This is a genomic window from Massilia eurypsychrophila (assembly GCF_002760655.1).
Taxonomy (GTDB): Bacteria; Pseudomonadota; Gammaproteobacteria; order Burkholderiales; family Burkholderiaceae_D; genus JAFCUW01.
This window is the reverse complement of sequence record NZ_PDOC01000027.1, coordinates 26569-50904: the sequence shown is the minus strand read 5'-3', so window position 1 is coordinate 50904 and position 24336 is coordinate 26569. Positions and strand designations below refer to the sequence as shown.

The window sequence follows — 24336 nt, the reverse complement described above, 5'->3', positions numbered from 1 at the left end:
AAATTGAACGTGGGGTTGGTCTTGCTGCTGTGCACGGCCGGCGCCGGTGCGCAAATGTTCAAGTGGACCGATGCCAAAGGCGTCGTGCATTTCAGCGACCAGCCGCCACCGGGCAACGTTGCCAAGGTCGAGCGCAAAACCACGCCGCGCAGCGCCCAGGGCGTGCTGTTGCCGTACGCGCTGGCCGAGGCTGCAAGGAAGAGCCCGGTCGTGCTGTACACCGGGTCGCCATGCCTGCCGTGCGACCAGGGCCGTGCCTTGCTGCAGCAGCGCGGTATCCCGTTCACCGAAAAAACCGTTTCCTCGAATGACGACCAACAAAAGCTCAACGAGGCCGGTGGATCGACCCAGGTGCCGCTGCTTCTGGTGGGCGGCGCCAGGCGGGTTGGCTTCGAGGCCTCCGGTTGGAATGCGGCACTAACTGCGGCTGCCTATCCCTCGCGCGGAAGATTGCCATCTGGCTACAATAATCCGCCGGCAGAACCGGCCGCGCCGGCGCCACCGCCGCGGCCGCTGGCGCGCGACGTGGTGCCCGAGCTGCCGCGGGAAGCACCGCCGCCCCGCCAGGTACCGCCCGACACCCCGCCCGGCTTCAAGTTTTGAGCACGCCGATGACCCGGATCGACTTCCATACCAATATTGCCGACAAGCTCAGCTATGCCTGCCGGCTTGCGCGCAAAGCGTACGCCGCCGGCGGCAAGCTGGTGCTGCTGGCCGAGGATGCGGGCCAGGCAGCCAGCCTTAACGAAGCGCTGTGGACAGTGTCGGAGACCGATTTCCTGCCGCACGTGATGGCCGGCGACGCGTTGGCGCCGCAGACGCCGATCATCGTCACCGACAGCGACCAGGCCGACTTTCCGCATGGCGACATGCTGGTCAACCTGACGCGGCGCACGCCGGCCAATGTCGACCGTTTCCAGCGCGTGTTCGAAATTATTTCCACCGACGAGGAAGACGCGGCCGCCGGCCGCATCCGCTATGTCGCGTACAAACAGCAATCCTATCCATTGACCCACTTCGTGGCAGGCCAGTCATGATCAAGAACCCGGCGTTCGACGCCAGCATCCCGGTGTTGACCGAGGTTTTCCAGGATCGGCCTGTCGAGAAAGGAGCGCAGGCACAACCCGACATACCGGCTGAGGTCGCTGAGGAGGTCGTCGATGCCGAGCCGCCTGAAGTCGCCGAGATGGTCCTGGAGAGTGAGGTGGCCGAGGAAGTTTTGGACGCCGAGATGACGGAGGTCGCCGAGCAGATCCTGGCGGCCGAGGTGGTCGATACCGTTGAGTTCGTCGAGGTCGCTGAAGTGGCTCAGGAGCCGCCGGTTGCCGCTGAGGGCGAGCCGCAATGGGCCGAGCTGGAACAGCGTATTAGCGAACGCATCCTTACGCAATTGCACGACCAGATCGACGCCATGCTGGACCAGCGCGTGCGCGCGAGCCTGGAAAAAATACTCGAGGGCGCAGTCGCCGGCATCACCGACGAGCTGCGCAGCGGCTTGCAGCAATCCATCGAAAAGATCGTCACCGGCGCCGTCGGCGACGAGCTGGCGCAGCTGCAGACGCCGAAGAAATAGGCCCCGGCCGGGGTCGCCGGCGCCACCTGGGCTTGCATCTGCTTACAAAAATGATGCGCCGGCCCGACAGAACACGTCCACCCAACTGCCATTCGGCACGTTTACCCCTTTGCGAACGTTGCAATTTGTTGTACCTTTTGCCCTACGCAAAAATTACAATATGGCGTCACGAGCGCTGTTGTCCTCATCAATCCCTTTGGAGAATGCCACATGCAGTTCACAACGAAGCTCATCCCAGTAGCCATCGCAATGGCGTTTGCCGGCACCGCCGGCGCGCAGGAAATTGTCAAGATCGGCCATGTGGCGCCTATTTCGGGCGCCAGCGCGCACCTGGGAAAAGATAACGAAAACGGCGCCAAGATGGCCGTCGAGGAGCTGAACGCCAAAGGCTTCATGATCAACGGCAAAAAAGTGACGTTGCAGCTGCTCAACGAAGACGACGCTGCCGATCCGAAGCAAGGCACCGCAGTGGCGCAGAAGCTGGTCGACGCCAAAGTCAACGGCGTGGTCGGCCACCTCAATTCGGGCACCACCGTGCCGGCGTCGCGCATCTATAACGATGCCGGCATCCCGCAGATTTCGCCATCGGCCACGATCCCGACCTACACCAAGCAAGGTTTCAAGGGTGCGTTCCGCGTCGTTGCCAACGACAACAAGCTCGGCGGCACGCTGGGCCGCTACGCTGTCGAGAAGCTGGGCGCCAAGAACATTGCCGTAATCGACGACCGCACCGCCTATGGCCAGGGTGTGGCTGACGAGTTCGTCAAAGGTGCCAAGGCCAAAATGCCTGGCGTCAAAATCGTCGGCAAGGAATTCACCAACGCCAACGCAACCGACTTCACCGCCATCCTCACCTCGATCAAGGCCAAGAAGCCTGACCTGATCTTCTTCGGCGGCATGGATTCGGTCGGCGGCCCAATGCTCAAGCAAATGAAAGCGCTCGGCATCACTGCCAAGTTCATGGGCGGCGACGGCATCTGCACCGAAGCGCTGGCGCGTCTGGCTGGCGACGGCATCGGCGAAGGGACCGTGACCTGCGCCGAAGCCGGCGGCGTGACCGGCGCGCAAGAAAAAGTCATGACCGACTTCGTTGCCCGCTACAAGAAGAAGTACAACGCCGACGTCCAGATCTACGCGCCGTACGTCTACGACGCCGTGATGACGATGGCGACCGCGATGCAGAATGCCAAGTCGGCCGATCCTGTGAAGTACCTGCCTGAGCTGAAGAAGATCAAGTACCAGGGCGTCACCGGCCTGATCCAGTTCGACAACTTCGGTGACATCAAGGACGGCTCGCTGACCCTGTTCACCTACAAGGGCGGCAAGAAGACAAAGATGGAAGTCGTCCGCTAATTGCCCCAAAACCAGGGTCAGACCCGTTTAATCGGCACGCGCCGACTCCGAAAACCTAACAAAAAACGGGTCTGACCCCAATTTTTAATTGCTCCAAAACCTGGGTCAGACCCGTTTAAACGGCAAGCGTTTGTCAGAAATACCGTATTAAGAACGGAACGCACCCGGAATAAAAAAAGCGCGCTGACTTCGGTCGGCGCGCTTTCGTTTGGGGCGAAGAATGTTATTTCTGCGCGAGAATCCATTTGACCAGGGTGCGCGCTTCGGCGTCGCTGACCTGCGGGTTGGCCGGCATCGGGACCGCTCCCCATGTGCCCGAACCACCCTTGAGGACCTTGCCGACGAGTTTGTCTTCGGCATCTTTTTGGCCGGCGTACTTCGCTGCGACGTCTTTATATGCTGGTCCGACAAGCTTGTTGGAAACAGCGTGGCAAGCCATGCAGTTCTTCGCTTTTGCCAAGTCGGCATTTGCCATCGCGGAAGTCGAAGCCAGGGCCGTTACAACCATGCACAGCATCATTGAGCGTTTCATTTTTTCTCCAGTGTGACTACTTAGAAATACATTCTACCGTGTTTCCGAAAAGGTGAAACAAGGCGACTGTAACAATTAACGCGCGGCAGGTGCGGAGGGTTGACCACAGCCTCGTCGTTACGTTGCGATTAATTGCCCTATGACACCGAAATGTTTGTAAGATGCAGGGATGAAAAGGAGTTCTCAATGCCACTGATTATCATCATTGCACTACTGGTCGGACTACGTTTCTTCGAGGTCTGGCGCTTTGCCGAGATATCGTGGTGGTACATCATCGGCCTGATGCTGTTCGCGTTCATCTGGTTCGAGTTCATCGAAAAGATGCTCGGCCTGGACAAGAAGAAAGAACACAACGTCGACGAGCAGCGTCGCAAGGACCGCATCAAGCAAACGTTCGACAAGCGCAAATAACAAGGGGGTCAGACGGGGACGCCGAGTCGGGGACGCCGAGTCGGGGACGCCGAGACGGGGACGCCGAGTCACAGGTCTGGCCCCCGTTGCAGTCACACTCGGCGTCGTCAGTCGGTGACGGCGCCCTTGCTGGCCGACGAGGCCAGTTTCGCAAACTTGGCCAGCACGCCACGCGTATAACGCGGCGCCGGCTGCTTCCACAGCGCACGGCGCCGCGCGATCTCTTCATCAGCCACGTTTAGCTGGATCAGCTGCTGGTGCGCATCGATCGTCACCGAGTCGCCCTCCTCCACCAGCGCAATCGTGCCACCCAGATAGGCTTCCGGCGAGACGTGGCCGACCACCATCCCCCAGGTGCCGCCGGAGAAGCGGCCGTCCGTGATCAACCCGACCGACTCGCCCAGCCCCTTGCCGATCAGCGCCGCGGTTGGCGCCAGCATCTCGGGCATGCCCGGACCTCCCTGCGGCCCCAGGTAGCGCAACACCAGCACGTCGCCCGGCTTGATGCCGTCGGCCAAAATCACATCCATTGCCGTGTACTCGTCGTCAAAGACGCGCGCCGGCCCGGTGATCACCGGATTTTTCAGGCCCGAAATCTTGGCGACGCAGCCTTCCGGCGACAGGTTGCCCTTCAGCACCGCCAAGTGGCCCTGCGCATACAGCGCCTTGTCGATGGTGCGGATCACGTCCTGCTTCGGATCCGGCACCGATGGTATATCGGCCAGCTGCTCGGCGATGGTCTGGCCGGTGATGGTGATGCAGTCGCCATGCAGCATGCCGGCGTCTAACAACAGCTTCATCACTTGCGGAATGCCGCCGGCCTTGTGCAGGTCGGTCGCCACGTACTGGCCGGACGGCTTGAGGTTGCAGATGACCGGCACCTTCAGGCGCACGCGCTCGAAGTCGTCGAGCGTCCACTCCACTTCGGCTGCGTGGGCGATCGCCAGGTAGTGCAGCACCGCATTGGTCGAGCCGCCGGTCGCCATGATCAGCGACACCGCGTTCTCGATCGACTCGCGGGTGATGATGTCGCGCGGCTTGAGGTCGCGCTTGACGGCTTCGACCAGCACGCGCGCCGACTCGGCCGCCGAGCCGACCTTTTCGTCGTCCGGATTGGCCATCGTCGACGAGTACGGCAGCGCCATGCCGAGCGCCTCGAACGACGACGACATGGTGTTGGCGGTGTACATGCCGCCGCACGAACCGGCCGACGGGCAGGCATTGCGCTCGATGCCGTCGAAATCTTCCTTCGACATGCGCCCGGCGGTGAATTCGCCCACCGCCTCGAAGGCCGACACGATGGTCAGGTCCTTGCCCTTCCAGTTACCCGGCTTGATGGTGCCGCCGTACACATAAATGCTCGGCACGTTGGTGCGCGCCATCGCGATCATCCCGCCAGGCATATTCTTGTCGCAGCCGCCGATCACCACCACGCCATCCATCCACTGGCCGTTGACGGCCGTTTCGATACAGTCGGCAATGACTTCGCGCGAAATCAGCGAATACTTCATCCCTTCGGTGCCCATCGACATGCCGTCCGAGATGGTCGGCGTGCCGAACACCTGCGGATTGCCGCCCGCTGCCTTGATTGACGCGATGGCGATGTCGGCCAGCTTCTGCAGCCCCGAGTTGCATGGCGTGATGGTCGAGTGGCCGTTGGCAACGCCGATCATCGGCTTCGAGAAATCGGCCTCCTCGTATCCCATCGCGTAGTACATCGATCGGTTCGGGCTGCGCGAGACGCCCTCGGTGATGTTGCGGGAACGGCGGTTGTAGCGAGGCTGGTCTGCCATGGTGAACTCCTGGTAAGCGATGTTGCAGAATGCCTTGCCAGCCATGCCAAGTCAAATACAGTATGATCGTGCCTGTGAGTTGAAAAACATATCAATCGACGATTTTAAGACTGCAATGAATATCGACTTGAGACAACTGCGCTATTTCGCCACTGTCGCCGAAGAACTCCATTTTGGCCGCGCTGCGACGCGATTGCACATGACGCAGCCGCCGCTGTCGCAAACGATCCAGGCCCTCGAGGAGCTGCTGGGCACGCCGCTGTTCGTGCGCAGCCGCCGCGGCGTCGCGCTGACCCCGGCCGGCGCCGCGCTGCTGCCGGAAGCGCGCCGCTTGCTGGCCCAGTCCGCCGAACTGCCGGAACTGGTGCGCCGCGCCGCCGCCGGCGAATCGGGCCGCCTGGCGCTCGCGTTCGTCTCCTCGGCCGATTACAGCGTGCTGCCGCCGTTCCTGCGCACCTACCGCGCGCAGTTTCCCCAGGTGCAAATTGTGCTGCAGGAAGCGACCTCCGACCTGCAGGTCGACGACTTGCTGCACAACCGCATCGACGCCGGCCTGCTGATCCCGCCGCTGCCGGACAAGGCACGCGTCGAGCTCGACTACCTGAAGGTACTGTCCGAGCCGCTGATCCTGGCCGCGCCGGCCGGCCTGGCCGGGTTGCAAGGCGGCGGCCCGGTCTGGCTAAAGGACTTGCCGCCGCTGCCGCTGATCATCTTTCCGCGGCCGATTGCGCCGGCGCTGCACGACGCCATCCTCGGCTGCTTTCACGCCGCCGGCGTGACGCCCGAGATCGGCCAGCAGGCGATACAGATGCAGACCATCGTCAGCCTGGTGTCGGCCGGCATGGGCTTGGCACTTGTGCCACAATCGGTGTCGAACCTGATGCGTCCCGGCGTAGAATACCGGGCGCTGCACGACCATTCCCCGCTGGTGGAAACCGGCCTTGCCTGGCGCCGCGACAACCACTCGCCCGTGCTGCTGGGCTTTTTGGATTTACTTAGAAAGAACATTTTATGCTGACCCACCCGATGCCCGACCCCGTTGCATTCTCGATCGGCCCGGTCGACGTGCACTGGTACGGCCTGATGTACGTGCTGGCGTTCGCGCTGTTCATCGCACTCGGCCGGATGCGCATCCGCCAGCCGCACATCGCCGCGCAAGGCTGGAAGAAGGATGACCTCGACGACATGCTGTTCTACGGCGTGCTCGGCGTCATCATCGGCGGGCGCCTCGGCGAAGTGCTGTTCTACACGCCCAAGTTCTTTCTCGAGAACCCGCTGGAAATCTTCATGGTGTGGCATGGCGGCATGTCGTTCCACGGCGGCTTCATCGGCGTGCTGATCGCGATGGCGCTTTGGGCGCGCAAGTCGAAACGCAAGCTGCTCGACGTCTACGATTTCATCGCGCCGCTGGTGCCGCTCGGCTACGCCGCAGGCCGCATGGGCAACTTCATCAACGCTGAACTGCCAGGCCGCGTGGCCGACGCCAGCTTGCCGTGGGCCATGCGCTGGCCGGACACGCATTACGCGCTGCACCCGGTGCCGGTGTTTCTCGAAGGGTTGCGCCACCCATCGCCGCTGTACCAGATGCTGGTCGACGGCCTGCTGGTGTTCGCCATCCTGTGGCTGTTCGCCCGCAAGGCGCGCCCGCGGCTGGCGGTCGGCGCAATGTTCACCCTGCTGTATGGCTGCGCCCGCTTCTTCACGGAATACTTCCGCGTGCCGGACTGGCAGATCACCGTTGTGGGCTTGCCGGTCACCTCAGGTCAAATTTTGTCGCTGCCGATGATTATCGGCGGCATCGTCATGCTGGCATGGGCATATTCGAACGAGGCGAAGCGCCCGCTGCACGCCTAGTTCGCCAGCGAACGCGCCTGCCACAGCATGTAGATGGCCAGGGCGTACAGCATCATGGCGAAGATTTTCTTCAACTTGGCCACCGGCAACCGGTGCGCGGTACGCGCCCCGATCGGCGCCATGACCATGCTGGCGGCGGCGATGACGCCAAGCGCCGGCAGGTAGATGTAGCCGAGCGAATATGTTGGCAGCGCGGTCTCGCCCAGGCCGTAATAGATGTTGGCCAAGGTGCCCGCCAGCGCGATCGGAAAGCCGAGCGCGGCGCTGGTGGCAACCGCATTCTGGATCCGCACGTTACACCAGGTCATGAACGGAATCGAGATGAAGCCGCCGCCGGCGCCCACCAGCCCGGCCACCAGGCCGATCACGCCGCCGGCGGCGAACATGCCGGCCGTGCCCGGTAGCTGGTACTTGGCGGGCGGCTTGGCGTTGATCAGCATCTGGGTGGCGGCGACGAACACGAAAATGCCGAAGCACAGCGCCAGCATGGTGCTGTTCAATTGCTGCGCGACCCACGGTCCCAGCCAGGAGCCGACCAGGATGCCGGGAGTGAACAGCTTGACGACCGGCCACAGCACCCCGCCCTGCATGTGATGTGCGCGCACCGATGAGATCGACGTGAACACGATGGTCGCCAGGCCGGTGGCGATCGCCATGTGCACTACCAGATGGGAAGGAAACGCCAGCGACGTAAACACCATCGTCATGAACGGCACCAGGATCATGCCGCCGCCTATGCCAAGCAGCCCGGCCGCAAAGCCGCCGACGACGCCCATGGCACACAAGGAAAGCACCACGGTCCAGGTCATCGGAGTCATCCTTCAGGTCGGGCGGGCCCGCGCCCGAAGGAAACATTTTACTCCGTGCACCGGCCTGGTGCAGCGTCCAGCCCTGGAACGCCTCGCGGTTGTCGCCGCGGGCTAGCGTGGCCAACTCTGCGCAGGCTGCGGGTAATAGCCTGGAATGACATTGCCCTTTGCATACATGCACTGCTGATAGGCGATGTCGTAGCGGCGCTGCGCCGTCCACGCAGTGCCCGACGACATGCCCGAACCCGCGCCTGCGCCCAGGGCGGTGCCGACCACGGCGCCAGTGGCCGCATCGCCACTGTTGCCGCCAACCGCACCGGCCAGCGCACCGAGCGCGGCGCCGGCGAGCGTGGCGGTGACCATCTGGTTGTTGGCGACATCGCGGCCCGGCCCGACCGTCGATGCGGCCCAGTTGCGGCACAGCTGGTCATCGCCAATGAAGGCCTCGAACGGTTTGCCTGGCGCCGGCATCGCCGCGACAGTCGGCCCAACCGGCAATTGCGCGCAGCTTGTCAGCAATGCTGCGGCCACCAAAGATAATGAAAGCTTTTGCATGATCACCCCCTACCATCATCAATAAGGTTAGGCGGGGCGATGCGCGCAGAGTTTGAGCTAGATCAATCGCGCAGCAGCGCGAAAAAGTCCGCGACGATGCAAAAGGGGTCGCTACCGCTCGCCTCTACTTGAGGATCTTCTTGATGAACTTCCACTCCGCCGCTTCGACCGGCATCACCGACAGCCGGCTGCCCTTGGCCAGCAGGCGCATCTCGGACAACTCCGGCATCGTGCGCATCTCCTTCAAGCTCAGCAGCGCGGTCTTGCGCACCGCCTTGACGTCGACGCTGATCCAGCGCGGCTGTTCCTGCGTTGCCTTGGGATCGTAATACGGGCTGGCGGAATCGAACTGAGTGGCATCCGGATAAGCGGCGCCGACGATGTCGACGATGCCGGCGATGCCAGGCTCGGCGCAGCTGGAGTGATAAAAGAACGCCTGGTCGCCCGGCCGCATGTCGTCGCGCATGAAATTGCGGGCTTGGTAATTGCGCACGCCGAACCAGGCCACCGTGTGCGCGGGTGCGGCCAGCACGTCGTCGATGCTGACTTCATCGGGCTCGGATTTGATCAACCAATAACGCATGTATCGCTCCCGCAGCGGCCCCGTTATTCGGCCATTTAAAGTCAGCGCACAAAAAACGCGCGCAAAAAAAACGGTTGCGCATCGAATGTGAGCAACCGCTTTTTACAAATAAAAGCCCCGCCTGTGCCGTTTTTACCGGCATCCCGAACCAAACGGTTCAAGGTGGTCACAGTTAGTTCAATTTCGGGTTCGTCGGACTAGCGACGCTCACTCCCATCGAACAAAATTCCGCAACCGGTGCACATAAATGGTTCAAGGAATATATGGCAATCGCGAACACCGCAGGGTGGAACGAAGTTTACTCCGATGAACTCACAAGTCAAACGAATTTGACCGGTCAGAACAGATTTTCTTGCGGCGTCAGGGCGCTGTCCAATACCGTGTGCATCGCCTCAATTTTTTGCCTGACGTCCAAAATCGACATCTCGGAAAGCGGTCCTTGCGGCGACTTCACCGACAGGAATTCGGCGGCCACGCTAAGAGCGGCCATGACCGCGATGCGGTCGTTGCCCTTGACTTTGCCGGCATCGCGCACCGCGCACATCTTGCCGTCGAGGAAGGCGACTGCTTCCTTCAGGGTGCGCTCCTCGCCCTCCTTGCAAGCAAGCCGGTAAGGGTTGCCCATGATGGTGACATCGAGTTGGATCATTGCGCAGCCTCGTCGTCGGGAGCGGTGGTGGCGCCGGCGTCGGCCGGAATCTTGTCGAGCAAAGCGGAGACGCGCTGCTGCGCTTCGGCCAGCAAGCCGAGGTAGCCGATCTTCTCGGCCGCGAGCACGGCGTTGGCGTGGCGCAGGCCGGCGTTTTCGCGGCGCAGCGCCGCGGTCATCTCGGCGAGACGGTCGATTTTGTCGGATAGTTCTTGGAATTCAGAAATCATCCGTAACTATAGAACTGCGAACGAATTTCCGTCAACAGATTCAGTACGTTAGCGCCGACTATTGATGGAAATTATTGTTTCGGCGATCAGCCGGACCGCGCCGCCGGGATTGCGCCAGCGCGTCCTTCCGGCGATTAATGACCTCGCCGGTTTGCGTTTTCTCAACTGTCCTAATGAAATAAACAAAATAAGCTTCTTGAAAATAGCCCTTATCGTCCCTATAATTAGCACTCGTTGGCAGAGAGTGCTAACAACCTTTTCAAGCCGAGACCGCCCAGCGGGAGCGGCAACTTGAAGGACCGGAGCGGCCAACGCTGTTCCGGCGCGCCAGTCAATCCATTGATTTTAAAGGAGTTTTACATGAACCTTCGCCCTTTGCACGATCGCGTCATCGTCAAGCGTCTCGACCAGGAAACCAAAACCGCTTCCGGCCTCATCATCCCTGACGCAGCTGCCGAAAAACCGGACCAGGGCGAGATCCTCGCCGTCGGCAACGGTAAAGTCCAGGACGACGGCAAGGTCCGCGCGCTGGAAGTGCAAGTTGGCGATCGCGTCCTGTTCGGCAAGTACTCCGGCCAGACCGTCAAGGTCGACGGCGAAGAACTCCTGGTCATGCGCGAAGAAGACATCATGGCCGTGCTGGTCAAGTAATCAGTCTTCCCCCATTCCGACAAATTTCCACAAGTAACGGAGAAAAAACATGGCAGCTAAAGATGTAGTATTCGGCGACGCAGCGCGCGCCAAGATGGTTGAAGGCGTCAATATTCTCGCCAACGCAGTCAAAGTCACCCTCGGCCCTAAAGGCCGCAACGTGGTGCTGGAGCGCTCGTTCGGCGCGCCGACCGTGACCAAGGACGGTGTCTCGGTCGCCAAGGAAATCGAACTCAAAGACAAGCTCATGAACATGGGCGCGCAGATGGTCAAGGAAGTCGCGTCGAAAACCAGCGACAACGCCGGCGATGGCACCACCACCGCGACCGTGCTGGCCCAGGCGATCGTGCGCGAAGGCATGAAGTTCGTTGCCGCCGGCATGAACCCGATGGACCTCAAGCGCGGCATCGACAAGGCTGTCCTGGCCACCGTCGAAGAGCTGGCCAAGATCTCCAAGCCATGCACGACCACCAAGGAAATCGCCCAGGTTGGCGCCATTTCCGCCAACTCGGACTACTCGATCGGCGAGCGCATCGCTGAAGCGATGGAAAAAGTCGGCAAGGAAGGCGTCATCACCGTTGAAGACGGCAAGTCGCTCAACGACGAACTCGACATCGTCGAAGGCATGCAGTTCGACCGCGGCTACCTGTCGCCGTACTTCATCAATAATCCGGAAAAGCAAGTCGCGATCCTGGATAACCCGTTCATCCTGCTGTGCGACAAGAAGATCTCGAACATCCGTGATCTGCTGCCGGTACTCGAGCAAGTTGCAAAAGCTGGCCGTCCGCTGCTGATCGTCGCCGAAGACATCGAAGGCGAAGCGCTGGCAACCCTGGTTGTCAACAACATCCGCGGCATCCTGAAGACTTGCGCCGTCAAGGCGCCAGGTTTCGGCGACCGCCGCAAGGCCATGCTGGAAGACATCGCTGTCTTGTCCGGCGGCCAGGTCATCGCTGAAGAAGTCGGCCTGACGCTGGAAAAGGTCACGCTGGCAGAACTCGGCCAGGCCAAGCGCATTGAAGTCGGCAAGGAAAACACCATCATCATCGACGGTGCCGGCCAGCCGGAATCGATCGAAGCGCGCGTCAAGCAAGTGCGTGTGCAGATCGAAGAAGCGACGTCGGACTACGACCGCGAGAAGCTGCAAGAGCGCGTTGCCAAGCTGGCAGGCGGCGTTGCAGTGATCAAGGTTGGCGCTGCCACCGAAGTCGAAATGAAAGAAAAGAAAGCCCGCGTTGAAGATGCACTGCACGCTACCCGCGCTGCGGTTGAAGAAGGCATCGTTCCTGGCGGCGGCGTAGCGCTGCTGCGCGCGCGTGCCAACATCACCGTCAAGGGCGACAATCCTGACCAGGAAGCTGGCATCAAGATCGTTTTGCGCGCGATGGAAGAGCCTCTGCGCATGATCGTGCAAAACGCCGGCGAAGAGCCATCGGTTGTGGTTGCTGCAGTGCTCGCTGGCACGGGTAACTTCGGTTACAACGCTGCCAACGGCACCTACGGCGACATGGTCGAAATGGGCGTTCTGGATCCAGCCAAAGTCACCCGTTCGGCACTGCAAAATGCAGCCTCGATCGCTGGCCTGATGCTGACGACCGACGCGATGGTGTGCGAGCTGGCGGAAGACAAGCAAGCTGGCGGCGGCATGGGCGGCATGGGTGGTATGGGCGGCATGGGCGGCATGGACGGCATGATGTAATTGCCCGTCAGGAAGCGCCACGGCGCTTCCCGCCAACACCAAAATGGTCACCTCCGGGTGGCCATTTTTTTGCGCGCAACTAAAAAAATGGGGTCAGACCCGTTTCTTCAACGGGCAATTCACCTCTTGGGCAAACTACTTCCGGCGCCCGGACCGGCGAATTGAACACAAGCGATAAAATACCGCTTCTGGCCGAATAACAAACGGGTCTGACCCCAAATTGTATGCATTCAAAAGTTGTTGACCGGTAAGAGATGGCGGTGCTACTGTACTAACCGTGCTAGTACAGTAAAGAGTCCAACATGAGCCGTCGCGTTCCTTTGATGTTGCAAGTCGTCACCGGCGACCCGCGCCCGATCAATCGCCAGATCGTCGATGGCGTGCGGCGCCTGATCGCCAGCGGCGAATTGCCCGTCGGCGCCGCGCTGCCGAGCGTGCGCGGCCTGGCCCAGCAGCTGGCCGTCAACCCGAATACCGTCGCCAAGGCCTATACCGAGCTGACCACCGAAGGCTGGCTCGACGCGCGCGCCGGCCTCGGCCTGTTCGTCGCGATCCCGCGCCAGCGGCTCTCCGACGACGAACGCGCGCGCCGCCTCGATGACGCGGTGCAACGCTTCGCCGGCGACATCATCGGCCTCGACTATCCGGCCTCCACCGTCCTCGACCGCGTCGCCGTCGAGCTCGACCTGTGCCTGCCGAAAAAGAGCGCCTGATGCACCACGTTATCGTCACCAGCAACCTTAGCCTGCACTATCAGGGCAAGCGCGCCCTCGACCGCTTGACGCTGTCGGTCGAGCGCAGCGGCGTGCACGCCATCGTCGGCGCCAACGGCGCCGGCAAGTCCTCGCTGTTCCGCGTGCTGCTAGGCTTCCAGGCGCCCACCGCCGGCAGCGCCAGCAGCGCCAGCATTCTCGGCTGCGACAGCGCGCACCTGACGCCGGCCCTGCGCGGTCGCATCGGCTTCGTCAACGAGGAACACACGCTGCCCGGCTGGATGCGCGTCGACCAGCTGACCGCGATGCAGCGCCGCCTCTATCCACAGTGGAACCAGGCGCGCTACGCCGAAGTGGTGCGCAACTTCAACGTCGGCCCGGCGCAGCTGATCTCCCAGCTCTCGCGCGGCGAACGCGCCGGCGTCAACCTGGCGCTGGCGCTGGCGCAGAGTCCCGAGTTGCTCATTCTCGACGAACCGACCCTCGGTCTCGATGTCGTCGCGCGCCGCGCCTTCCTCGAAGCCCTGATGTCCGCAAGCATCGACTCCGACGCGACCATCATCTTCTGCTCGCACCAGATGGAAGAGATCGAACGCGTCGCTGACAACCTTATCATCCTCGAGCGCGGCGCCCTGCGCCACATGTCGCCGCCCTTCGATTTCTGTGAGCGGGTGCAGCTGTGGGTGGCCGAGTTCCCATTCCGCCAACCCGACAGCAGCCACTTGCCCGGCGTGCTGCAGGTCCAGCAGATCGACGGTCTGACCCACTTCATCGTCTTCGACCAGGCAGACGACTTCGGCGCCCGCCTGCGCCTGATGGGCGCGCGCAGCGTCCACAGCATGCCGGTCAGCCTGGAGCGCGCCGTCAACGGCTTCCTGGCGCGCGGCCACATTGCCAATGCGCCCATCGCGGCTGCCGCCTGAGGAGTCCCGATGAAACAACTGTTCCTGGCCGAATGCCGCCGCTTCCGCAACGCCGCGCTGATCTTTTCCGCGGTCCACCTGTGCCTGCAATTGTTTGTCAGCCGCATCGACGACGTGCTGCAGATGGCGTGGGAGAAGCAGCTGCTGGCGCTCGCGCTCTACCTGCTGAGCGGGTTCGGCTTCGCGCTGTATCAGTTCGCCAGCTGGCGCCAGCCCGGCCGCTGGCTGTGGCTGCTGCACCGGCCGTTGTCGCGCGCGGCCATCTTCGGCGCCATCGCCCTTGCCTCGACCTCGCTGATCCTGTTCGCGGTCGGCCTGCCCGCGCTGATCACCGTGCTGGCCAAGCATCACCTCGGCGGTGGCGCGGTCGACCTGCGCCACTACCTGCTGGTCGTCCATGTGGCGCTGCTGACCATCATCGCCTGGCTGGCGGGCGCCTTCGTCGTCATCAACGGCAGTCGCAGCGCGATCGTTATCCTGGTGCTGCCCTACCTGATGCTTGCCCACCTGGCGAACGGCGTCGTGATGTTGCTGCCGGCGCTGCTGTGCACGGCCCTGCTGGCGTTCACCGTGTACGGCGCTTTCAAGCCGGACCGCACCGCCCCACCCGCCACTGGCGCCGCCTTGCTGGCCACCTCGCTGCCGCTGCTGTTCGGGTTCTACCTTGCCATCGCCGTCGGTGGCTCGGTCGCCTACCAGTTCGTCCAGATGGCGGCCGACGTCCACCCGCTCAACCGTGCCATGCCGCCGGCCGGCGCCTTCACCGAGCTGACCCGCGCCGACGGCCGCACCGCTTTCCTCACGGGCCTGGCGGCGTCGAACGATCAGCGCGCGCCCCAATGGCGCCGTCAGATACCGTTGCTCGACGTGGCGGACATCGAACCGGCCGAGCGCCAGTTCCCGCTGCGCAACCAGGCCGTCAACAAGGGCCAGCTGGTCTGGACGGACCCGAAGCAGAATATTCTCTGGAGCTTCAGCCACGATGCGATGTTGTTCCGCGGCCGCGACGTCTACACCGCCGCCCACCGCGGCTGGATGGGTGCGAACGGCGTCGGCGACACTACCCCGTTCGCGGCCGTGCCGATGCTGGCAGAACGCGGCCTGATGACGCCGCAACAGTACTACGCCATTGCGCCGCACACGCAGAAACTGCGCAAGCTGGTCGACCTGAAGGCGCCGGAAACGCTGGCCGGCGGTGCCAAGCAGATCGGCGCGCGGATCTACGTGCTGACCAACGAGCGGCTGATCGCGTATGCCAAACCGGCCGACGCCGACGTCCTGCCCACTGAGCTGTTCAGCGTCGCCCTGCCGGGGCCAGTGAGCGATCTCGACCGCGTCGACATCGCCACCCTGCTCGACGGCACGCTGCTGTCCTTCAATCCCGGCCGCAACATGGTCAATGGCGAGTCCGGTTCGACCCAGGCGGTGCTGTTCGTCGACGCCGCCGGCCATGCCGAAGTGGTGGCACGGCGCCCGCTGGCGCACGACTTCTCGCTGCTGTTCGAGCACAAGGACTGGTGGCTGTCGCCGCTGCTGCACACCGCTGTTGCGCTGCCCGACGTGCTGCTCGACAAGGGCATCGTGCTCGACAAAGGCTTGACGTCGTACGTCAAGCCGCTGCTGCGCCCGCGCCCGTGGCCGGTGCTCGCCGCCGCGTTGCTCGGCGCGCTGCTGGCGGCTGGCGCCGCCTGGTGGTGGCTGCGGCCAGTGGCGGCAACGCGGCGCCGCAAGGCCGGCTGGATCGCCGCCGTCCTGCTGATCGGGCCGCCCGCGCTCGCCTGCCTGATGGAGCTGCAATCGCGCCCGCCGCGCCTGGCAGCCGAGCACACGCCGGCGCCCGCTGCCGCCTGAACTTTTTCGTCACCCCTGGAGTCAACATGTCCCTGCCACAACTGTCCTGCGCATGCATCGCGCTACTCGTTCTCGTATCGGCTGCCCAGGCCGCGCCCGCGTCGCTGGAAACGCGCTCGCTAAAACAGATCGCCGCGCGCAACCTGGCCTTGCCGGCCGCGCCGCGCATCGGCGATGACGACTTCAGCCGCCGCTCGCGGTTGCGAGAAGTAAAGCTGTCGCCCGATGGCGCCTGGGTCGCCTACCTCGAGTCGACCGACAAGGGCGCCAGCCTGAAACTGATGAACGTCGTCACGCAGGAAAAAAGACAGCTGCTCGCCGATCTCGGCCGGGCGCAGCTGCACTGGTCCGCCGACGGCCAGGCGCTGTTCGTCGACAGCGGCGACGCCTTGTCGCTGTTGCAAGTGAAGGACGGCGCCAGCGTCAGGATCGCCGCCTTCGAGCGCAAGCTGCAGCAGCAATTCGTCCGCGTCGACACTTCCCGGCCGCAGAGCGCGCTGGTGGAAGATTACGACGAGCTCGCTAAGCGCCACCGCATCGCCCGCATCGGCGCCGACGGTGCGCGCGAGGTGCTGTACGAAGGCGACAAGCTGCTCGACTTCCTGCAGGACGACAAGGGCCAGCTCAGCTTCATCCGCACGCTCGACGCCGATTACGTCCAGCGCGTCGCCCGCCGGCAAGATGGCAAGTGGGTGGCGGCCACGCAATGCAAGCGCATGCGTGCATGCGAGCTGGTGTCCGCCTCCGCCGACGGCCGCGCGCTGACGATGCTCCTCAGCAGCGACGAGCGCAAGCGCCTGGTCCAGGTGGACCTGGCCGGCAAGCCGCAGCGCGTGTTGCACGGCGACCCGATGGCGCTGGCCGACCTCGACCACGTCAAGCTGTCGCCACGCACCGGCGCCGCCCTGTTTGCCGTGTATGACGCGCCGCGCCGGCGCAATTACGGCCTCAGCGCGGCCGCGCGCCAGGCCGGCGCCGATATCGACAAGCGCTTTCCCGACGCCAGCATCAGCATCGACGCCAGCGACGACGCCGCGCAGTGGCTGCTGACCGAGCGCGGCGCGCGCCTGCCGCAGGAGCGCTTCTGGCTATACGACCGCAAGCTGCGCAGCTTCCGTGCAATCCTCGAGCAGGAACGCGCGCTCGGCACGCCCTTGCCCGAGCAGCAGCTGGCCGCCAAGATTGCGCTGCACTACCGCGCCTCCGACGGCGCGCTGGTGCACGGCTACCTGAGCCTGCCGCCGGGCAAGGATGCAGCGCGCCTGCCTCTGCTGACGATGGTGCACGGCGGCCCGTGGGCGGCCTTCGACGGCGGCTATCAGACGCTGGTGCAGCTGCTGGTCAACCGCGGCTTCGCCGTGTTCCAGCCCAACTTCCGCGCATCGACCGGCTATGGCGAACAGTACATCCGTGCGCCGAAGGGCGAGTTCGGCAACGGCCGCGCCCAGGCCGACATCGTCGAAGGCGTCAAGTGGCTGGTCGCCAATGGCGTTGGCGACCCGCAACGGCTGGCGATCATCGGCGACTCCTTCGGCGGCTATTCGACCTTGCTGGCGCTCACGCACAACCCCGACCTGTTCCAGTTCGGCATGGCGCTGTCGCCGCCGCCTGACTTCGAAAAGACCATGCGCGGCGCCGCCGGCAATCCCGCCGGTCCCGGCGAATTGCCGCTCGGCGTGCAGCTGGTCGACTACGGCGTCGACCTGGGCGACAGCGCGCTGATGAAGCGCATCGCCGACACGTCGCCTGCGGCCAACGCCGGCAAGCTCACCAAGCCCCTGCTCATCATAGCTGGCGGCAAGGACACGATGGTCAGCATCGCCGCGGTCACCGACTACGTCGCCACCTTGCAAGGCGCCGGCAAGCCCGTCAGCCTGCTGGTGGAACCGGACGAAGGCCACAATCCGCGCAAGCCGCTGACGCGCCAGGCCTACGTGTACCTGCTGCAGCGCATGTTGCACCAGCACCTGGGCGGGCCGGCCGTCGCCGCGCCGAGCCCCGAGCTGGCCAGGTTGCTCGAGCAAACCATGCGCGCCCACGGCGCCCTCGCACGCTAGTTGCAAATCCGGGGTCAGACCAGTTGCTGGCTCCGGTTTTAACGGAATTGCACGCGAGCATCGCTTTTGATTAAGAAATGTTGCCGAAAACCTATATTTCGTTTAGTATGGATCGATACTATTCAGGGTGAGCCCAATGCAAAAGCGAGATGCGCCGTCAAAACGAGTACAGTTCCTGGGGCTGGTCGTTATCATTTCGGTAAGTGCGACGATCTTCGGATGCCGCGGCGACAAGCCCGCCGCACCGGTAGCGCCGGCGGCCGCGGTGGCCACAACGGACGCCCAGCCGCGCAGCAAGCAGCAGGCGATGGCTGCGCTGATGGCCTTGCCGGAATTGAAGGCATGGTCCAGCCATCTCGAAAAATCGTCCGGCGGCAAGGTCCGCGGCGCGCTGATTGAATACGATGCCAATCCGAAGCTGATCGACGGCAAGCGTTACTTCCAGCTGAGCTTCGTCGAGAACGGCGCCGATGCCGCCCACCGCTGGGAAAGTTTCCTGGTCGCCGAGAGCGGCAACGACATCCTGGTCGAGGACGCAGCGACCGATACGACGATGACGCTCGATCAATGGCGCAAGGACAAGCAGCCGCTCGCGCGCATCAGCGCCAACTAGTCCGGCACGATTGAGGCATCTCAACGCCGCTGCCTCGCGGCCGCTTATTGTTGCCTCTGCCGCTGGCCGATGACAAACAACGCTGTCGTACGTGGAACGCGATGGCGATGCCCCCTCCCTCGGCCGGTGGCGCCAACCCCAAGCGCTATTGCCTAGCTGTCCAGGTGCGAAATGAGCAATCTGCGCTGGTCCTCGCCGTCGGGATCGCGCTGCCCGGCCTGTCCGTCGATCGAAATGCCGACCGAGACAATGTCGATCAGCAGCAGCTGCAAGATCCGTGAAATCATCGACAGGAACGTCGTGCTGTCTTCCGCATGGTCGACCGCCAGGCACACGCTCGCCTTCTTCGCCAGCGGCGAGCCGCTGCTGGTAATGGCGATGACGTCGGCGCCGGCCGCGCGCGCCGCGTCGACCGCCGCCAGCAGATCGGGCAGCCGTCCCGAATTCGAAATCGCGATCACGACGTCGCCCGCCTTCAGCAGTTCGGCCGCCAGCGTGAACAGGTGCGAGTCGCCATACGCGGCGGTCGGAATCCGGAAGCGAAAGAACTTGTGCTGGCCATCGAGCGCCACCACGCGCGAATTTCCCATCGCGTAAAACTCGACCCGCTTGGCATGGGCCACCAGCTCGATGGCGCGGTCGAGCGAGCGCACGTCAAGCTGGTCGCGGAACTTCAGGATCGCCGACACCGTGTTGTCGATCACCTTGGCCGACAGGTCGTGCGTACTGTCGCTGTTGCGCACCTGGCTGTGGCGCACCGGGATGGCGCCGGTCAGGCTGCTGGCGAACTTCAGCTTGAAGTCGGCCAGTCCCAAAAAACCCAGCGATCGGCAAAAACGGATCACGGTCGGTTGGCTCACTTCGGCCAGCCGCGCGATGTCGGCGATCGGCTCGCCCAGCACAAGGCGCGGCTGCTCGAGCACCAGCTTGGCCACGCGCTGCTCGGCCGGCGTCAGTTCGTGCTGCAGGTGGCCGATCCGCTCGGTCAGCGTGTTGGCGCCGCTGCGCCCGCGCAGGTGCTCCGACAAGATCGTCGCCACCCCGAAGAAGGCCGGATTGTCGGCGCTGATCACGTACGTCGGAATCTGCGCCAGGTAGTCGGTAAAGCGTCCCTTCGCCTCGAAGCGGGCGCGAAACGGCGAGCCGGCGAACCACTCGCCCATGCGCGGCACGATGCCGCCGCCGATGAACACGCCGCCGAATGCGCCCAGCGTCACGGCCAGGTTCGCCGCCGCGCCGCCCAGCATGCCGCAGAAGCAGTCGAGCACTTCGAGGCACAGCGCATCGCCCTGCTCCAGCGCGCCGCTGATGATGTCCGGCGCGCCGCGCCCTGTCGCCTGCAAGCCGTTACGCTCCGCCAGCGCGCGGTAGATGATCTCCAGCCCCGGCCCGGAAATGAGCCGCTCGTTCGATACGTGCGGCCACTCCTTCCACGCGTACTGCAGGATGGCGAATTCGCGCTCGTCGGCCGGCGCGAAGTTGACGTGGCCACCCTCGCTGCCAAGCGTGACGAAGCCGTCGACGGTCGGAATCACGCCCGACACGCCCAGCCCCGTGCCCGGCCCAAGCACGCCGACCACCGCGTTCGCCGCCGCCACGCCGCCGCCGACCTGCATCAGGTCTTCCGCTTTCAGGCTTGGCAGCGCCATCGCCAGCGCGGTGAAATCATTGACGATCAACAGCGTCTGTAGGCCAAGCTCGCGGCGCACCGCATCGGTCGAAAACTGCCAGTCGCGATTGGTCATGCGCACCTGGTCGCCCGTCACCGGATTGGCCACCGCCAGCGCCGCATGATTGAGCGTCACGCCGGCATGTGGGGCCAGGTAGAAGCGCAGCAGCGGCACAATGCCGTCGAAGTCGCAGCACTTGAGCACCCGCACCGAGCCGAACACGCCGGGCGCCGTCTGCAGCGCGAAGCGCGCGTGGGTCGCGCCGATATCGGCCAGCAGGCGCGGGCCGTCGGCAAATGCGGTGCGCCCGGTCTTGGTCGTGTCGGCGGCGCTGCTCATTCGTGCGCAGTGCCGAACCAGGCGCCGAACGGAGGCAGCGTCACCACGCCGGCGGCGACGTCGCCATCCATGCCGTGGCCCGACAGCGCGGTCGCGCCCTGCGCCTCAGGCCAGTCGAAGCTGGCCGTGTCGGGACCGAGATTGAACACCGCCAGCAGCCCCGGTTGGCCGGCCAGGTCGCGCCGCAGCGCCAGCACCGGTTCGGGCGCGTCGAAGAAGACGATGTCGCCACGCGTCAGCTGCGGCTGGCCGCGGCGCCATGCGATCAGGCGGCGCGCCGCATTCAGGGTCGAATCGGGATCGGCTTCCTGGCGTGATGCCGCTTGCGCGAGGTGCGCCGGATCGACCGGCAGCCACGGTGTGCCGGTAGTGAAGCCGGCATTCGGTGTGTCGGCAGTCCACGGCATCGGCGTGCGGCAGCCGTCGCGGCCCTTGAACTCGGGCCAGAAGGTGATGCCGTACGGGTCCTGCAGCAGGTCGTATGGCACGTCCGCTTCGGTCAGCGCCAGCTCGTCGCCCTGGTACAGGCAAGGCGTGCCCTTCAGCGAGAGCTGCATGGCCAGCACCACCTTCGCCAGCGCTGGCGAAGGTTTGGGGCCGCCCCAGCGCGTCATCACGCGCACGCTGTCGTGATTACCGACCGACCAGGAAGCCCAGCCGCCCTTGACGCGCGCTTCGAACTGCTCGACCTGGGTGCGGATGTGCCGCGCCGAGAATTCGGGCGTCAGCAAATTGAAGCTGTACGCCAGGTGCAGCTTGTCGCCGTCGGCGGTGTAGTCGGCCATCACCGCCAGCGCGTCGTCGGCGCCCACTTCACCGATCGCGATAGCGCCGAATTCGTCGAGCAGCGTGCGAATTTTCTTCAGGTAGTCGATGTTCTCCGGGCGCGTCTTGTCGTACACGTGTGCCTGCATGCCGTACGGATTGACGTCGGTGACGGTGGCCGTGTCGCGCGTGAGCGCCGGTGGATTGCTGCGCAGTTCAGGATCGTGGAAGTGGAAATTACAGGCGTCCATGCGCACGCCGTCGACGCCGCGCGCCAGCCAGAAGCGCAGGTTGTCGAGGTGCGCCTGCTGCACGTCGGGATTGTGGAAGTTCATGTCCGGCTGGCTGGCCAGGAAGTTATGCAGGAAGTACTGCTTGCGCCGGCTGTCCCACTGCCACGACGAACCGCCGAACACCGACAGCCAGTTATTGGGCGGGTTACCGTCCGGGCGCGGATCGGCCCACACGTACCAGTCGGCCTTCGGATTGTCGCCGCTCCTGCGGCTTTCGGCAAACCACGGGTGCTCCTCCGCCGTGTGCGACAGCACCTGGTCGATCATGATCTTCAGTCCCAGGTCGTGCGCCTTGGCGATCAGCTGATCGAAATCGGCCAGTGTGCCAAACAGCGGATCGACGTCGCAGTAGTCCGACACGTCGTAGCCGAAGTCCTTCATCGGCGACTTGAAGAACGGCGAAATCCACACGATGTCGACGCCCAGGGCCGCGATGTAATCGAGTTTGGCCGTGATACCGGGCAGGTCGCCCACGCCGTCGCCGGTGGTATCGAGGAAGCTGCGTGGGTAAACCTGGTAGATGATGGCTTCGCGCCACCACGGCGAGTCTGGGAGGTTCATGGTCGTCCAAATCGATGTGAAAATTTGTACATAATATACATCAGCCCAACAGTTTTTTCAATTCCGCCGCACCGACTCCATAAACCAACAAAACGTTTAAAGATCATGATGTTACGGTGAATTCGAATAAAATTCGATGGTACTCTGGGTAGTTTAACTACATCTATTCTTGCGTTTTTATTCGACGGCGCATTATTCAGTTGCCAGTAACGCGGCTTCAGCTTAGGATCGCGTCTAATTTAAAAATTGAGGGGACATCAATGTCGCAGGAAGCTACGCTCGATCCGCAGGCCGCAAGCAAGCAAGGCACCGGGAAAATGCCCCGGCAGATCCCCTACATCATCGCCAACGAAGGCTGCGAGCGTTTCAGCTTTTACGGCATGCGCAACATCCTCACGCCGTTCCTGATCAGCACCTTGCTGATGTTCCTGCCGGAGGCCGACCGCGCCGGTGAAGCGAAGCACATCTTCCATACCTTCGTCATCGGGGTCTACTTCTTCCCGCTGCTGGGCGGCTGGATCGCCGACCGCTTCTTCGGCAAATACAATACCGTGTTCTGGATGAGCCTCATCTACTGCGCCGGCCACGCCTGCCTGGCCGCGTTCGACGACAACCTCAATGGCTTTTACTTCGGCCTGTTCCTGATCGCGCTCGGCTCGGGCGGCATCAAGCCGCTGGTGGCCTCGTTCGTCGGCGACCAGTTCGACCAGACCAACAAGCACCGCGCCAAGCAGGTGTTCGACGCGTTCTACTGGATGATCAACTTCGGCTCGTTCTTCGCCTCGCTGCTGATGCCGTACTTCCTGAAGAGCTACGGCCCTTCGGTCGCCTTCGGCATTCCCGGCATCCTGATGTTCATCGCCACCTTCATTTTCTGGCTCGGCAAGCGCAAGTACGTGCACGTCCCACCGGCGCCGGCCAACCCGCACTCGTTCATGCGCGTGTCGCGCACGGCCCTGCTGGCGCACAAACCCGGCAGCACCCGTTGGGGCCTGGGCATCGCCAGTGTCGGCGCCGTCGGCGCCCTGATCTCGCTGGCGATGTCGCCGTCGTGGGGTTTCGTCATCAGCGCCTGTACCGCGCTGGTGCTGGTCATCGCGTTCGGCGGCTGGGGCACGTCGATCCAGCTCGAACGCGCGCGCGGCTCTCACCCCGACGAAGCGGTCGACGGCGTGCGCGCCGTGCTGCGCATCCTCATCGTGTTCGCCCTGGTGACGCCTTTCTGGTCGCTGTTCGACCAGAAGGCCTCGACCTGGATCGTGCAGGCCAACTCGATGGTCCAGCCGACCTTCAATTTCTTCGGCAGCGACTTCAAGTTCCTGCCGGCGCAGATGCAGGCATTGAACCCGCTGCTGGTGATGATCCTGATCCCGTTTAACAACATGGTGCTGTTCCCGGCGATCGCCCGCATGGGCATCGAGGTCACCGCCCTGCGGCGCATGACCGCCGGCATCGTCTTCACCGCGCTGGCGTGGGTTGTCATCGGCATGATCCAGAGCCAGATGGACGGCGGCACGCCGACGTCGATGATGTGGCAGATCCTGCCATACGCGATCCTGACGATGGGCGAAGTGCTGGTGTCGGCCACCGGTCTCGAATTTGCCTACAGCCAGGCGCCGCCGTCGATGAAGGGCACCATCATGTCGCTGTGGTACCTGGCCGTCACGGTCGGCAGTCTGTGGGTCCTGATCGTCAACAAGAGCGTCAAGAACGACGCGGTAGTTGGCTACATCAGCGAGAGCGGCATCGGCGTCATCGCCTTTCAGATGTATTTCTTCGCCGCGTTCGCGCTGGTTGCCGCCATCATCTTCGGCTGGTATGCGACCCGCTACCGCATGACCAACAACTATCGGGTCTGA

At 63.5% G+C, this 24336-nt stretch carries 24 protein-coding genes and 1 other RNA gene; 15 read left to right on the top strand and 10 right to left on the bottom strand.

What is annotated here, in order from left to right; genetic code table 11:
- The first annotated feature begins 9 nt into the window (after positions 1 to 9).
- The 4 genes from CR105_RS24460 (at position 10) to CR105_RS24445 (ending at position 2926) form a co-directional block, all read left to right on the top strand.
- Complete coding sequence (locus CR105_RS24460) at positions 10 to 603, top strand: glutaredoxin family protein (protein ID WP_180288304.1); 594 nt, start codon at positions 10 to 12, stop codon at positions 601 to 603.
- An 8-nt stretch (positions 604 to 611) separates the two neighbouring features.
- Complete coding sequence (locus tag CR105_RS24455) at positions 612 to 1037, top strand: DNA polymerase III subunit chi (protein WP_099793120.1); 426 nt, start codon at positions 612 to 614, stop codon at positions 1035 to 1037.
- Entirely contained in the window at positions 1034 to 1573 is a 540-nt protein-coding gene (locus CR105_RS24450) for a DUF2486 family protein (protein WP_099793118.1), read from the top strand. The genes CR105_RS24455 and CR105_RS24450 overlap by 4 nt, the downstream gene beginning before the upstream one ends.
- A gap of 210 nt (positions 1574 to 1783) precedes the next feature.
- Positions 1784 to 2926 (top strand): branched-chain amino acid ABC transporter substrate-binding protein, encoded by a 1143-nt coding sequence (locus CR105_RS24445; protein ID WP_099793116.1) that lies wholly within the window; start codon positions 1784 to 1786, stop codon positions 2924 to 2926.
- Between the two features lie 223 nt (positions 2927 to 3149).
- Here CR105_RS24445 and CR105_RS24440 read toward each other — a convergent pair whose 3' ends face one another.
- Entirely contained in the window at positions 3150 to 3458 is a 309-nt protein-coding gene (locus CR105_RS24440) for a c-type cytochrome (protein WP_099793114.1), read from the bottom strand.
- Positions 3459 to 3644: 186 nt separating this feature from the next.
- Between CR105_RS24440 and CR105_RS24435 the strand changes: the two genes are divergently transcribed.
- The gene (locus CR105_RS24435) at positions 3645 to 3869 is read left to right on the top strand and encodes a TIGR04438 family Trp-rich protein (protein WP_099793112.1); all 225 of its coding nucleotides are present in this window, start codon (positions 3645 to 3647) and stop codon (positions 3867 to 3869) included.
- Between the two features lie 107 nt (positions 3870 to 3976).
- On the opposite strand, the gene ilvD is transcribed toward CR105_RS24435, so the two are convergent.
- The gene (ilvD, locus tag CR105_RS24430; RefSeq protein WP_099793134.1) at positions 3977 to 5662 is read right to left on the bottom strand and encodes a dihydroxy-acid dehydratase; all 1686 of its coding nucleotides are present in this window, start codon (positions 5660 to 5662) and stop codon (positions 3977 to 3979) included.
- Positions 5663 to 5777: 115 nt separating this feature from the next.
- On the opposite strand from ilvD, the gene CR105_RS24425 reads away from it, so the two are divergent.
- Both CR105_RS24425 and lgt read left to right on the top strand, forming a co-directional pair.
- Entirely contained in the window at positions 5778 to 6680 is a 903-nt protein-coding gene (locus tag CR105_RS24425) for a LysR family transcriptional regulator (RefSeq protein ID WP_099793110.1), read from the top strand.
- The gene (lgt, locus tag CR105_RS24420; RefSeq protein WP_099793108.1) at positions 6674 to 7516 is read left to right on the top strand and encodes a prolipoprotein diacylglyceryl transferase; all 843 of its coding nucleotides are present in this window, start codon (positions 6674 to 6676) and stop codon (positions 7514 to 7516) included. The genes CR105_RS24425 and lgt overlap by 7 nt, the downstream gene beginning before the upstream one ends.
- Here the strand turns inward: lgt and CR105_RS24415 are convergent.
- From CR105_RS24415 to CR105_RS24390, 6 genes are all read right to left on the bottom strand, one after another.
- Positions 7513 to 8325 (bottom strand): sulfite exporter TauE/SafE family protein, encoded by an 813-nt coding sequence (locus tag CR105_RS24415; RefSeq protein WP_099793106.1) that lies wholly within the window; start codon positions 8323 to 8325, stop codon positions 7513 to 7515. The genes lgt and CR105_RS24415 overlap by 4 nt on opposite strands.
- 111 nt (positions 8326 to 8436) lie before the next feature.
- Positions 8437 to 8880, bottom strand: coding sequence for a glycine zipper family protein (locus CR105_RS28545; protein WP_180288303.1), 444 nt, complete (start codon positions 8878 to 8880; stop codon positions 8437 to 8439).
- 124 nt (positions 8881 to 9004) lie between these two features.
- Positions 9005 to 9463, bottom strand: a complete 459-nt coding sequence (locus tag CR105_RS24405) for an EVE domain-containing protein (protein ID WP_099793104.1) — start codon at positions 9461 to 9463, stop codon at positions 9005 to 9007.
- Positions 9464 to 9573: 110 nt separating this feature from the next.
- Positions 9574 to 9754, bottom strand: a non-coding RNA gene (gene ssrS / locus CR105_RS24400) — 6S RNA.
- A gap of 46 nt (positions 9755 to 9800) precedes the next feature.
- Positions 9801 to 10112 (bottom strand): cell division protein ZapA, encoded by a 312-nt coding sequence (locus CR105_RS24395; protein WP_099793102.1) that lies wholly within the window; start codon positions 10110 to 10112, stop codon positions 9801 to 9803.
- Positions 10109 to 10342 carry a hypothetical protein gene (locus CR105_RS24390; protein WP_099793100.1) on the bottom strand — a complete coding sequence of 78 codons (234 nt, stop codon included), beginning with the start codon at positions 10340 to 10342 and terminating at the stop codon, positions 10109 to 10111. The genes CR105_RS24395 and CR105_RS24390 overlap by 4 nt, the downstream gene beginning before the upstream one ends.
- Before the next feature lie 360 nt (positions 10343 to 10702).
- Between CR105_RS24390 and groES the strand changes: the two genes are divergently transcribed.
- The 7 genes from groES (at position 10703) to CR105_RS29115 (ending at position 18849) form a co-directional block, all read left to right on the top strand.
- Positions 10703 to 10993: a co-chaperone GroES gene (gene groES / locus CR105_RS24385; protein ID WP_099793098.1), complete on the top strand. Its 291-nt coding sequence runs from the start codon at positions 10703 to 10705 to the stop codon at positions 10991 to 10993.
- 49 nt (positions 10994 to 11042) lie between these two features.
- On the top strand, positions 11043 to 12692 hold the full coding sequence (gene groL, locus CR105_RS24380; RefSeq protein ID WP_099793096.1) for a chaperonin GroEL: 1650 nt from the start codon (positions 11043 to 11045) through the stop codon (positions 12690 to 12692).
- Positions 12693 to 12994: 302 nt separating this feature from the next.
- Complete coding sequence (locus tag CR105_RS24375; protein WP_099793094.1) at positions 12995 to 13405, top strand: GntR family transcriptional regulator; 411 nt, start codon at positions 12995 to 12997, stop codon at positions 13403 to 13405.
- A complete protein-coding gene (locus CR105_RS24370; protein WP_099793092.1) occupies positions 13405 to 14328 on the top strand; it encodes an ABC transporter ATP-binding protein in 924 nt (307 codons plus the stop codon). The genes CR105_RS24375 and CR105_RS24370 overlap by 1 nt, the downstream gene beginning before the upstream one ends.
- Before the next feature lie 9 nt (positions 14329 to 14337).
- The gene (locus CR105_RS24365; protein WP_099793090.1) at positions 14338 to 16179 is read left to right on the top strand and encodes a hypothetical protein; all 1842 of its coding nucleotides are present in this window, start codon (positions 14338 to 14340) and stop codon (positions 16177 to 16179) included.
- 26 nt (positions 16180 to 16205) lie between these two features.
- The gene (locus CR105_RS24360) at positions 16206 to 18236 is read left to right on the top strand and encodes a S9 family peptidase (protein ID WP_099793088.1); all 2031 of its coding nucleotides are present in this window, start codon (positions 16206 to 16208) and stop codon (positions 18234 to 18236) included.
- A 136-nt stretch (positions 18237 to 18372) separates the two neighbouring features.
- Positions 18373 to 18849, top strand: coding sequence for a hypothetical protein (locus tag CR105_RS29115; RefSeq protein WP_229414107.1), 477 nt, complete (start codon positions 18373 to 18375; stop codon positions 18847 to 18849).
- Between the two features lie 152 nt (positions 18850 to 19001).
- On the opposite strand, the gene CR105_RS24350 is transcribed toward CR105_RS29115, so the two are convergent.
- Both CR105_RS24350 and CR105_RS24345 read right to left on the bottom strand, forming a co-directional pair.
- Positions 19002 to 20858 carry a glucokinase gene (locus CR105_RS24350; protein WP_099793086.1) on the bottom strand — a complete coding sequence of 619 codons (1857 nt, stop codon included), beginning with the start codon at positions 20856 to 20858 and terminating at the stop codon, positions 19002 to 19004.
- Positions 20855 to 22477 carry an alpha-amylase family glycosyl hydrolase gene (locus CR105_RS24345; protein ID WP_099793083.1) on the bottom strand — a complete coding sequence of 541 codons (1623 nt, stop codon included), beginning with the start codon at positions 22475 to 22477 and terminating at the stop codon, positions 20855 to 20857. The genes CR105_RS24350 and CR105_RS24345 overlap by 4 nt, the downstream gene beginning before the upstream one ends.
- A 317-nt stretch (positions 22478 to 22794) precedes the next feature.
- On the opposite strand from CR105_RS24345, the gene CR105_RS24340 reads away from it, so the two are divergent.
- On the top strand, positions 22795 to 24336 hold the full coding sequence (locus CR105_RS24340; RefSeq protein ID WP_099793130.1) for a POT-type proton-dependent oligopeptide transporter: 1542 nt from the start codon (positions 22795 to 22797) through the stop codon (positions 24334 to 24336).

Bases quoted from the DNA above. Each gene is read 5' to 3' on its own strand.
- CR105_RS24455 (WP_099793120.1), top strand. From the start codon at position 612: ATGACCCGGATCGACTTCCATACCAATATTGCCGACAAGCTCAGCTAT.
- CR105_RS24450 (WP_099793118.1), top strand. From the start codon at position 1,034: ATGATCAAGAACCCGGCGTTCGACGCCAGCATCCCGGTGTTGACCGAG.
- CR105_RS24445 (WP_099793116.1), top strand. From the start codon at position 1,784: ATGCAGTTCACAACGAAGCTCATCCCAGTAGCCATCGCAATGGCGTTT.
- CR105_RS24440 (WP_099793114.1), bottom strand. From the start codon at position 3,458: ATGAAACGCTCAATGATGCTGTGCATGGTTGTAACGGCCCTGGCTTCG.
- CR105_RS24435 (WP_099793112.1), top strand. From the start codon at position 3,645: ATGCCACTGATTATCATCATTGCACTACTGGTCGGACTACGTTTCTTC.
- ilvD (WP_099793134.1), bottom strand. From the start codon at position 5,662: ATGGCAGACCAGCCTCGCTACAACCGCCGTTCCCGCAACATCACCGAG.
- CR105_RS24425 (WP_099793110.1), top strand. From the start codon at position 5,778: ATGAATATCGACTTGAGACAACTGCGCTATTTCGCCACTGTCGCCGAA.
- lgt (WP_099793108.1), top strand. From the start codon at position 6,674: ATGCTGACCCACCCGATGCCCGACCCCGTTGCATTCTCGATCGGCCCG.
- CR105_RS24415 (WP_099793106.1), bottom strand. From the start codon at position 8,325: ATGACCTGGACCGTGGTGCTTTCCTTGTGTGCCATGGGCGTCGTCGGC.
- CR105_RS28545 (WP_180288303.1), bottom strand. From the start codon at position 8,880: ATGCAAAAGCTTTCATTATCTTTGGTGGCCGCAGCATTGCTGACAAGC.
- CR105_RS24405 (WP_099793104.1), bottom strand. From the start codon at position 9,463: ATGCGTTATTGGTTGATCAAATCCGAGCCCGATGAAGTCAGCATCGAC.
- CR105_RS24395 (WP_099793102.1), bottom strand. From the start codon at position 10,112: ATGATCCAACTCGATGTCACCATCATGGGCAACCCTTACCGGCTTGCT.
- CR105_RS24390 (WP_099793100.1), bottom strand. From the start codon at position 10,342: ATGATTTCTGAATTCCAAGAACTATCCGACAAAATCGACCGTCTCGCC.
- groES (WP_099793098.1), top strand. From the start codon at position 10,703: ATGAACCTTCGCCCTTTGCACGATCGCGTCATCGTCAAGCGTCTCGAC.
- groL (WP_099793096.1), top strand. From the start codon at position 11,043: ATGGCAGCTAAAGATGTAGTATTCGGCGACGCAGCGCGCGCCAAGATG.
- CR105_RS24375 (WP_099793094.1), top strand. From the start codon at position 12,995: ATGAGCCGTCGCGTTCCTTTGATGTTGCAAGTCGTCACCGGCGACCCG.
- CR105_RS24370 (WP_099793092.1), top strand. From the start codon at position 13,405: ATGCACCACGTTATCGTCACCAGCAACCTTAGCCTGCACTATCAGGGC.
- CR105_RS24365 (WP_099793090.1), top strand. From the start codon at position 14,338: ATGAAACAACTGTTCCTGGCCGAATGCCGCCGCTTCCGCAACGCCGCG.
- CR105_RS24360 (WP_099793088.1), top strand. From the start codon at position 16,206: ATGTCCCTGCCACAACTGTCCTGCGCATGCATCGCGCTACTCGTTCTC.
- CR105_RS29115 (WP_229414107.1), top strand. From the start codon at position 18,373: ATGCAAAAGCGAGATGCGCCGTCAAAACGAGTACAGTTCCTGGGGCTG.
- CR105_RS24350 (WP_099793086.1), bottom strand. From the start codon at position 20,858: ATGAGCAGCGCCGCCGACACGACCAAGACCGGGCGCACCGCATTTGCC.
- CR105_RS24345 (WP_099793083.1), bottom strand. From the start codon at position 22,477: ATGAACCTCCCAGACTCGCCGTGGTGGCGCGAAGCCATCATCTACCAG.
- CR105_RS24340 (WP_099793130.1), top strand. From the start codon at position 22,795: ATGCCCCGGCAGATCCCCTACATCATCGCCAACGAAGGCTGCGAGCGT.